Here is an 8,260-nt window from a genome sequence, read left to right on the forward strand (position 1 = left end):
GGGCAGCACCGGTTCGGAGCCCGTGGCCAGCACCACGGCCTGCCGGGCCCGCAGCACGCGGGTCGTGCCGTCGGCCGCGGTGACGTGCACCCGGCGCTCGCCGTCGAGCCGGCCCCGGCCGCGCACCAGGGCGGCGCCGGCCGCCGCGAGCCAGGCGGCCTGGCCGGCGTCGTCACCGCGTCCGGTGAAGCGGTCGCGGCGGGCCAGGACGGCCGCCGGGTCGGGCGGACCGGTCACCGACTGCCGGGCCCCGTCGACCGCGCGGGCCGAGGCGAGGGCCGCGCCGGGCCGCAGGAGGGCCTTGCTGGGGACGCACGCCGTGTAGGAGCAGGCGCCGCCGACGGCCCCGTCCTCGACGACGGCGACGCTCAGACCGCCGCGTACGGCGCGGTCGGCGAGTACTTCGCCGCCCGGTCCGGCGCCGATCACCACGACGTCGTACGCCTCGTGCGCGTCCGCGTGCGGCGCCGCGTGGACGAGTTGTCGGGCCGGTGCTCCAGACCGCGTCACACCCGCACCAACGGGGTGTCGACGAGGTTGAGGCGCTGGCAGGCGTACATGCGGGTGTCGTAGCTCAGGCCGAGGGGCAGCTGTTTGACCGTCCCGAAGCGCTGGGTCTCGGGGCCCTTCTGGTGCAGCAGCGGCTGGCCGCCGCCTGTCGCGGTCTCCATGGGGAGAGTTCTCCTGGGGGGTCGTGCACGGATGTTCGGTGTGGGTGGCCCGGCCGCCGGTCCTCGGGGGTGTCGGCCGACGGCCGGGCCGGTACGGGGCCCTGTGGCGGTACGAGGCCCTGGACGGGTGTCTAGGCGGCGGGGGCGCGGTGCAGGGCGAGCCGGGTGAGCAGCCCGCTGCCGACTCCGGCCGTGAGTACCAGCGCCGTCCACCACAGGGGGTACGGCGTCAGGCCCAGCGCGTCGTCGAGGGACCAGGTCCCGGGGCCGGTGGCCGCCAGGGCGACGGCAGCGCCGATCAGGACCAGGGGGTACTCGTATCCGTCGTTCTGCACCCAGAGGCCGTTGGACCACTTGACGGTGAGGGCGACGGTCATGACGCCGATGGCCCCGGTCGCGGCGAGCGGGGTGAGCAGCCCGGCCGTCAGCAGCAGCCCGGAGCCGATCTGGCCGCCGCCCGCCGCGAGGGCGGTCAGGGCGCCGCCGCGGAAGCCGTCGGCGCGGAACTCGCGGGCCCCGCCGTCGAGGCCCTTCCCGCCGAGGTGGGTACTGATCTTCTGCACCCCGTGGCCGGCGATGAGCAGGCCCACGAGCAGCCGCAGGATCAGCAGGCCGGTGTCCAAGGGGGTCAGCCCGCCGCGTGCGCGCCGATGACCGTCTGCGCGTAGACGACGCCCAGGCCGTACGCGCCCGCGTGCTCCTTCACGATCTCCATGACGGCGCCGTACGTCTCCTGGCGGGCCCAGTCGCGCTGGAGCTCCAGCAGGACCTGTACCCAGGTCACGGGCACCGCGCCGGCGGCGATCATCCGCTGGAGGGCGTGCTCGTGGGCGGCCGGGGTCACGCCGCCGGAGGCGTCGGAGACCACGTAGACCTCGTAGCCCTGCTCCAGCGCGGACAGGGCGGGCAGCACGAGGCACACCTCGGTCCACAGCCCCGACAGGACGATCTTCTTACGGCCGGTGGCGCGGACGGCCTCGACCAGCGCCTCGTCCTCCCAGGCGTTCATGCTGGTGCGGTCGATCGGCTTCTGGTCGGGGAAGACGGCGGCGAGCTGGGGCAGGAGCGGGCCGGAGAAGGACTCGGCGGCGACGGTGGTGAGGACGGCGGGCACGTCGAACGCGCGGGCCGCCTTCGCGAGGCCGACCGTGCTGTTGATGATCGCGGCGCGGTCGCCGCTGCCGGTGCCGAAGAACATCTGCGGCTGGTGGTCGACGAAGAGCATGACGGCGTTGTCGGGCGTCAGCAGGTCCGTGCTCGGGCCGGCGTGTACCTGGGTGATGTCGAACATGGGAATGTCCTGTCGTGAAACGGGCTTCAGGGACCGGAGCGGTCGTGGAGGCCAGCCGTCCCACGGGGGGCGGCTGGCACTCCCCGAACGTAGGTCCGCCCAGGTCAGCCCGGTTGTCCGAGCGCGCCCGACACCTTGCCGCTGCGTGCACCGCCCGTGTTCACCCTCAGCCGGTGGGGTCAGCGTGCGATGGAGACCGCGAAGGGCGCGAATCCGCCGCCGCGGATGAGATGCGGGACGAACAGGATCGCGGCCTCCGTCGCACGGGCGGTCCGGATCCCTCCGAGGTCGGTGATCCACTCCTCTCTCCAGCCGATGTCGGCGAGCAGGGCGCGGACGGTCCGCTTGGCCTCGGCGTCCTCGCCGGAGAGGAACGCGGTGGGCGGGTGCGCGAGGGTGGCGGGCGCGGTCATCACCGGATAGAGCATGGTGTTGAGCGTCTTGACGACGCGGGTCTCCGGGAGCGCTTTTTGCAGGCGCTCGGCGAGGCTGGAGCCGGGGTGGAGTCGGTGGTGGCGTTGGAGACGTCGATGAGGATCTTGCCCCGCAGCTCCTCGCGGAGCGCGGTGAGACGTTCCAGGGAGCCGGCGCCCGGTGTGGCGTTGATGACGACCCGGGCGGTGCGGGCGGCCTCGGCGGCGGCACCCTCGGTGCGGCCCGCCGTGGTGACCCGGTGCCCCGCCCGGGTCAGGGCGGTGGCCAGGTTGCCGCCGACGCGGCCGTTTCCCAGGACTGCGATGTCGATCATTGCGGTTCCTTTCCTGCTGTTTCTTCTGCTCGTCGTCAGGGTCGGCGGGAGAGCGTCGCTGCGGCCTGGGCGTGCACGCCGGGTGCGGCGGCCAGGAAGCTGTCGCTCTGCGGAGTCCAGGGACGGCCTTCGACGTCGGAGACGCGTCCACCGGCTTCCCGGACGAGCAGCGCCCCGGGCAGCAGGTCCGCGCGGGCGCCGGCGAACTGCCAGAAGGCGTCGGCCCTGCCGGAGGCCACGTTCGCGAGGTGCAGGGTCGCCGGCACGGCGGTGCGCACGACGAGCGCGTCGAAGAGCATCGCGGTGATGGAGGCGCCGACGCGCCGTACGACGTCCTCGTCCTCGTCGGGCCTGGCCTGGCTGGTGGCGACGATGCTCAGGTCGAGGTGCGCGGCCTGGGAGACGTGCAGAGGCCGGCCGTCGAGGTGGGCGCCCGCTCCGGAGAGCGCGGTGTAGGTCTCGCCCGTCAGCGGCAGGTGGACCGCGGTGAGGACCGGCTCGTTCTCACGCACGAGGGTGGCGGTGACCGCCCATTCCGGCAGGGCGTGAAGGTGGTTGACGTTGCCTTCGGCCGGATCCACGACCCACCATTCGCCGGACGGCAGCGCTCCGCCGTCGAGTTCGTCCTCCACCCAGCCCGCGTTCGGGCGCAGCCGGGTGAGGCGGGGGCGCAGGATGCCGAGGGCGGTGTCGTCGTTGACGGCGAGCGCCCGCGTCAACTCCTGCCGGGTGTCGTAGCGGACCACCTCGCCGAAGCGCTCGCGCAGTGCCGAACCGGCCGTGCGCACCGCGCCCACGGTCTGGGCCAGCAGGTCGGCGTCGGAGGTGGTGAGGGTGGCGGCGGTCTGGTGCGTTCGGGACATGGCGGTACTCCTGACGGAGGGAGGTGGGTGGCGTCCGGGCGGGCCGAGTCGGCGTCGGCCCCGTGTTCCGGTGCTCGTGCCTGCCCCTCAACGGTAGGAAGGCCCGGAGTTAACTTCAACTGCATGTGAAGCACGCCTAGGATTACTCGCATGCAATTGGATTTGAACCTGCTCACCGCGCTCGACGCGCTGCTGGAGGAAGGGAGCGTGGCCGGGGCGGCCGCGCGCCTGCACGTCACCGCCCCCGCGATGAGCCGGAGCCTGGGCCGCATCCGGCGCACGACCGGGGACCAGATCCTGGTACGCACCGGCCGCACGATGACCCCGACGCCGTACGCGATCGCCGTCCGGGCGCAGGTGCACGAGCTGGTGCACCAGGTCCGGGGGGTGCTGGCGCCGAGCCGTGAGCTCGATCTGGCAACGCTGGAACGCACGTTCACGCTTCGCTGGCACGAGTCCCTGGTCGCCCTGAGCGGACCCGCGCTCCTCACGGCCGTGCGGGCACAGGCGCCCGGCGTGCGCTTGCGCTTCATCGGGGAAGCGAGCGTCGACGCGCACGAGCTGCGGCGCGGCGAGGTCGATCTGGAGGCGAACGCCAACCGCCCCGGCGCGCCGGACATCCGAACCGAGAAGGCGGGCGAGACCCGCCTGGTCGCCGTCGTACGGCGGGGCCATCCCCTCGCCCGCGCCAGGACACTCACCGCGCGCCGGTACGCCGCGGCCGAGCACGTCACCGTCTCACGACGCGGAAACCTGGGCAACGCGGTCGACGAAGCCCTGGCCCAGCTGGGCCTGAGCCGACGCGTGGTGGCGACGGCGCCCACGGAGGCGGCCGCGTTCGCGTTCGCGCGCGACGGCGATCTGGTGATCAGCGTCCCCGAGGCCACCGCGCGTTCCGCGGCCGGCGACCTCGGCCTGGTCGCCCTGCCGTTGCCCCTCGAACTGCCGTCGGCGCCGGTGTACCTGTCATGGCATCAGCGCTACGACACGGACAGCGCGCATGCCTGGTTGCGTGGGCTGGCACGAGACGCGTTGGCTTCGGTTGCATCCGGCCGTGCGACAGCGCCTTGACGCCGCCTCCTGCGGGTGCCGCGGGCCAACGCTTGGCAAGGCGGGGCGCGTCTCTCCCAGCTCGTCCGTTCCTCACGTTCGGCCCGCACGGGACGAGACGCTCGGAGGCCACGCCCGCAAACGAGTCCGGCAGGCCGGACCGGCTGGGGGGTGGGGCCCGCAAAAGTAGGCCGGTCTGAGTTTTGCGGGTGGAACTGCGTGGTCTGCGCACCCTGCCGCCGGTTGGCTGAAGGCAGACGCACAGCACGGCTCCGGCAGACGCCGGGCGAGAGAGAGTTCCCTGATGAGAATCCGAAGCGGCATCGCGGCCGCCCTGACCGCGATATGCGTGGGCATCGCGCCCGCGTCATCGGCTCAGGCGGCCGGGCCGGACTTCAGGGATTCCGGGACGCCGGCTCGCACCACTCCGTGCCCTCTGCCAGCGCAGTACGGGGCCATGGGGTGGCCACAGGGCATCGGCATCGGCTGCAGCCGCAAAGCCTGGTCCGACACGGGCACGCCCCCTCGACTCGGATGCTGTGGGCCCGCGGCTCACCGGGGCAGAGCGGGTGCCTCCTGCAGCCCCCGGTGGCGGCCCGCCCGACCACGACCTGGGGTCCGGCCGCGGGGTGGCGCGTGCCACCGGAGTACCGGCGCTGGGGTGACCACCGGGCCGACCTCCCGTACGCAACGTGCACCGTCGCCGTAGGGCCAACGGGCTACCGCCAGGTCAGTGTTCGCACGGGACGGCCTCCGGACGTCAGCGTCCCCCGTCGCTTGCGTGAGCCTGGGCCAGCTGCTGACACCGGACGATCCCGTTGCCCGGCAAGGACGTTGTCAGAACCTGACCGTGCACGTTGGCGCCCCGTCAATGACTTCCGCGAACCATCCCTGGAACGCGACATTTCAGAGAGGAAACGATGAAGGCAAGAATCGCCACGGCCGCCATCGCGGTTACCGTGCTCGCCGCCGGCTCCGCCGCCGTGATCACCGTCGCCACCGCCTCCGCATCGGAGACCGCCGACGTCGCCGTCTCGGTCCAGGCCGCGACGGTCGCCGCGAAGCCGGCGGTCACGGTGGCGGCAGGGCCGGACGCCACCGTCGCGGCGGAGCCGAACGCCACGGTGGCGGCGAAGCCGGCCGGCTCCCCGCTCGCTCCGCAGGCGAGCGGTACGACGGCGCCGCCGCCGGGCGGCACCACCACGCCTCCCCCGAAGCCGGGCAAGTCCACGACGGCCTCTCCGCAGCCGGGCAAGCCGGGTGAGACCTACAAGGGCTCCGCGACCTTCTACTCCCCCGGCCTGGGTGCGTGCGGAAAGGTTGTCACGGAGAGCGACCTCGCCGTCGCGCTCGACCCCACGATGTTCGGGCCCGGGTACCCGTCGAGCAACTGCGGACGCAAGGTCGTCATCACCTACAAGGGGAAGTCCGTCACGGCGACGGTCCTCGACGAGGCTCCCGGCGCCGGCCGGTACGGTCTCGACCTCACCCCGGGGGCGTTCAAGGCACTCGCCCCGCTCGACAAGCACAAGCTCGACGTCACCTGGCGCTTCGCCAAGTAGCGCGTCGGGCGGGGGCGTCGACCCAGCACCTGGGCCCGTATCCCCCGAGGCCGGCGAGCGTGCCGCGGGCTCGAGAGGCGTTGACCCCGCCCCTCGAGCCCGCGGCACGTCAGCTCCTGCGACGTGCCGCCGCCGACCGCACGAAGACCGGCCGCAGCCCAGCGGTCACCCAGCGGACCGATCCGCTGTCGGCGAGGGAACCGCAACCAGCTCGGGGCCGCGCGATCTTCGCCGTAGTCAAGGCCGCCGTCGACCGGGGAGGAGCCGCCACCCTCCGACGGCTGACCGGAACCTGGCCCGGCTGAGTCGGCCCTTCGCCGTACCCGGGCCCGGCTCGGAGGGACGGTGGGCGCGCCTCTGCGGGCACACGGCGTCACCCAGAAGGCCCCAAACGGGTTTCAACCGGCCGCGAGCGAGCACGCGCAAGACGATGGAAACCCCGACCGAGGAGCAGTGCACATGACCGCGGACCAGCAGGAACAGGACGTCGTCGAGGTGATCCTCGAGGACCACCGGACGATGGAAGAGCTGTTCCGGCAGATGCGAAGCGTGGAGGCCGACCGCGCGGGAGCGCTGAAGAAGTTCTCCGCTCTGCTGATCGCCCACGGCGAGGCGGAGGAGAGCGAGGTCTACGGTGCGCTGAAGCGCTTCAGGAAGGTGGACGACGAGGAGGTCGAGCACGGCGTGGAGGAGCACGAGGAGGGCAACAAGGCGCTCCTGGCCCTGCTGGAGGTCGCAGGCGTCGGCTCGGAGGATTGGGATGCGAAGCTGGAGGACCTGGTCGAGGCCGTCACCCACCACCTGGACGAGGAAGAGCGGACGATTCTCAACGGCGCCCGGGAGAACGTCCCGGACGAGCGCCGGGCCGAGCTGGGTGCCGCCTTCCTCAAGGAGCGCGAGAGGCAGCTGGAGTCGGACTGCGGCAGCATCGAGAACGTCCGGACCGTCGTCGGCGGCAGCTGAAGCGCGGGGGCCGCGTCGGCCCGGCAGGGCGCGTCCTGGAGGGAGGCGTTGCGCGCGGGGCGGGCGACCCCGGCCGGATGGCTTCCCCGCCGCATCCTGAGCCGACCGCCACGTCAGCGCAGGATGCTGACCGCTCGGGCGATGACGAGGAGCGAGGTGGCCAGGGCGGCCACGCTCTGGATGGCCATCAGGAGTTTGGCGCGGGTGGTGAGCGGCATGGTGTCAGTGGGGCTGAACGCGGTGGAGTTGGTGACGGATACGTACAGGTAGTCCATGAGCGTGGGGACCCAGTCGGAATTCTTGCTCGCGCCGTCGGCGACTTCGCCGACGGCGTCGTCGTTCTCGTCCTGGGAGAAACGGAAGTCGGCCAGCGGCAGTTCGTCGCGTAGCTGCTGGGTGCGGGCGACAGGGCCGCCGCGGTCGAGTTCCCAGTAGGCGAGGCCGAAGACGATGATGTTGGTCAGCCAGACCTGTAGGGCCGCGATCAGCAGGGAGCGCCCGTCGGCGACCTTCGCGTGGACCAGCTGGTCGATGAGCAGGCCGAGGGCGGCGAGGTTACCGGCGGCGATGGTGAGGACGAGCGTGAGGGACAGCACGCGGAACGTCTTGGTCTGGCGTGTGAGCCGTCTCGGGTTGATGGCGATCAGTGGCAGGAGGAGGAGGACTTCGAGCGCGGGCAGTGCGAAACGGGGGGTGATCAGGAGCTGCTGTGGCAGGACCAGGTACAGGCCGATCGCCGTCAGGGTCGCCACCACGGCCGGAAGCCGGGCTTCTCCGCGACGTTCGTGGCGAGGTTGGCGGGTCCGGGCGGTCTCACGTCTGCGTGCCATGGCGTCCCGTGCCTTTCGCGTCGTCGCCCCCCGCCCCCCCCTACATGTGCGGCTGGTCGCGGTAGGAGGATTCGTGGTCCTGCTCGGAGGCGTGGAACTCCGGCGGTTCTCCCTCGTCCGCCAGGGCCGTGAGGTTGTGCACGGGTTTGTCCTCTCGCTGAGCTGCCTGGCCGGGTCGCCCCTCCACCCCCAGCTTCGCCGCTGCCGAGCCGCGTCGGCGGGTACGACGCGCGCGGCGACGCCCCGAGGTGCTGGGCGGGGTCTTCCTCACCGTCGGCGTCC

The 8,260-nt window shown here is 72.6% G+C and carries 10 protein-coding genes and 2 pseudogenes; 4 read left to right on the plus strand and 8 right to left on the minus strand.

The window, feature by feature from the left end; genetic code table 11:
• The 6 genes and pseudogenes from VR44_RS29525 to VR44_RS29545 all read right to left on the minus strand — a co-directional run.
• Nucleotides 1-510, minus strand: a 510-nt coding sequence (locus VR44_RS29525) for an FAD-dependent oxidoreductase (RefSeq protein ID WP_169791058.1), incomplete at its 3' end; no start/stop codon positions are given.
• The gene (locus VR44_RS43100; RefSeq protein WP_425424541.1) at nt 507-671 is read right to left on the minus strand and encodes a hypothetical protein; all 165 of its coding nucleotides are present in this window, start codon (nt 669-671) and stop codon (nt 507-509) included. The genes VR44_RS43100 and VR44_RS29525, both read right to left, overlap by 4 nt.
• A 131-nt stretch (nt 672-802) precedes the next feature.
• Complete coding sequence (locus VR44_RS29530) at nt 803-1,294, minus strand: DoxX family protein (RefSeq protein WP_045950677.1); 492 nt, start codon at nt 1,292-1,294, stop codon at nt 803-805.
• A gap of 5 nt (nt 1,295-1,299) precedes the next feature.
• On the minus strand, nt 1,300-1,962 hold the full coding sequence (locus tag VR44_RS29535) for a hydrolase (RefSeq protein ID WP_045950678.1): 663 nt from the start codon (nt 1,960-1,962) through the stop codon (nt 1,300-1,302).
• 179 nt (nt 1,963-2,141) lie between these two features.
• Nucleotides 2,142-2,710: pseudogene (locus VR44_RS29540) on the minus strand (NADPH-dependent F420 reductase).
• 35 nt (nt 2,711-2,745) lie between these two features.
• Nucleotides 2,746-3,573, minus strand: coding sequence for an inositol monophosphatase family protein (locus VR44_RS29545; RefSeq protein ID WP_045950679.1), 828 nt, complete (start codon nt 3,571-3,573; stop codon nt 2,746-2,748).
• A gap of 150 nt (nt 3,574-3,723) precedes the next feature.
• Here VR44_RS29545 and VR44_RS29550 point away from each other — a divergent pair, with 150 nt between their 5' ends.
• The 4 genes and pseudogenes from VR44_RS29550 to VR44_RS29560 all read left to right on the plus strand — a co-directional run bounded on the left by VR44_RS29550 (nt 3,724) and on the right by VR44_RS29560 (nt 7,148).
• Entirely contained in the window at nt 3,724-4,644 is a 921-nt protein-coding gene (locus VR44_RS29550) for a LysR family transcriptional regulator (RefSeq protein WP_045950680.1), read from the plus strand.
• An 899-nt stretch (nt 4,645-5,543) separates the two neighbouring features.
• The gene (locus VR44_RS29555) at nt 5,544-6,185 is read left to right on the plus strand and encodes an RlpA-like double-psi beta-barrel domain-containing protein (protein ID WP_045950681.1); all 642 of its coding nucleotides are present in this window, start codon (nt 5,544-5,546) and stop codon (nt 6,183-6,185) included.
• Between the two features lie 221 nt (nt 6,186-6,406).
• A pseudogene (locus tag VR44_RS49245) lies at nt 6,407-6,490 on the plus strand (DUF4235 domain-containing protein); the annotation flags it as partial.
• A 154-nt stretch (nt 6,491-6,644) separates the two neighbouring features.
• The gene (locus tag VR44_RS29560; protein WP_045950682.1) at nt 6,645-7,148 is read left to right on the plus strand and encodes a hemerythrin domain-containing protein; all 504 of its coding nucleotides are present in this window, start codon (nt 6,645-6,647) and stop codon (nt 7,146-7,148) included.
• Between the two features lie 113 nt (nt 7,149-7,261).
• On the opposite strand, the gene VR44_RS29565 is transcribed toward VR44_RS29560, so the two are convergent.
• Together VR44_RS29565 and VR44_RS46540 are read right to left on the minus strand one after the other, a co-directional pair.
• Nucleotides 7,262-7,978, minus strand: a complete 717-nt coding sequence (locus VR44_RS29565; RefSeq protein ID WP_045950683.1) for a DUF1345 domain-containing protein — start codon at nt 7,976-7,978, stop codon at nt 7,262-7,264.
• A gap of 40 nt (nt 7,979-8,018) precedes the next feature.
• On the minus strand, nt 8,019-8,260 hold a 242-nt coding region (locus VR44_RS46540; protein ID WP_211275144.1), incomplete at its 5' end, for a hypothetical protein.

Source organism: Streptomyces katrae (assembly GCF_000966975.1).
In the GTDB taxonomy this organism is placed as follows: Bacteria; Actinomycetota; Actinomycetes; order Streptomycetales; family Streptomycetaceae; genus Streptomyces; species Streptomyces katrae.

Bases quoted from the DNA above. Each gene is read 5' to 3' on its own strand.
- VR44_RS29535 (WP_045950678.1), bottom strand. From the start codon at position 1,962: ATGTTCGACATCACCCAGGTACACGCCGGCCCGAGCACGGACCTGCTG.
- VR44_RS29550 (WP_045950680.1), top strand. From the start codon at position 3,724: ATGCAATTGGATTTGAACCTGCTCACCGCGCTCGACGCGCTGCTGGAG.
- VR44_RS29560 (WP_045950682.1), top strand. From the start codon at position 6,645: ATGACCGCGGACCAGCAGGAACAGGACGTCGTCGAGGTGATCCTCGAG.
- VR44_RS29545 (WP_045950679.1), bottom strand. From the start codon at position 3,573: ATGTCCCGAACGCACCAGACCGCCGCCACCCTCACCACCTCCGACGCC.
- VR44_RS43100 (WP_425424541.1), bottom strand. From the start codon at position 671: ATGGAGACCGCGACAGGCGGCGGCCAGCCGCTGCTGCACCAGAAGGGC.
- VR44_RS29565 (WP_045950683.1), bottom strand. From the start codon at position 7,978: ATGGCACGCAGACGTGAGACCGCCCGGACCCGCCAACCTCGCCACGAA.
- VR44_RS29555 (WP_045950681.1), top strand. From the start codon at position 5,544: ATGAAGGCAAGAATCGCCACGGCCGCCATCGCGGTTACCGTGCTCGCC.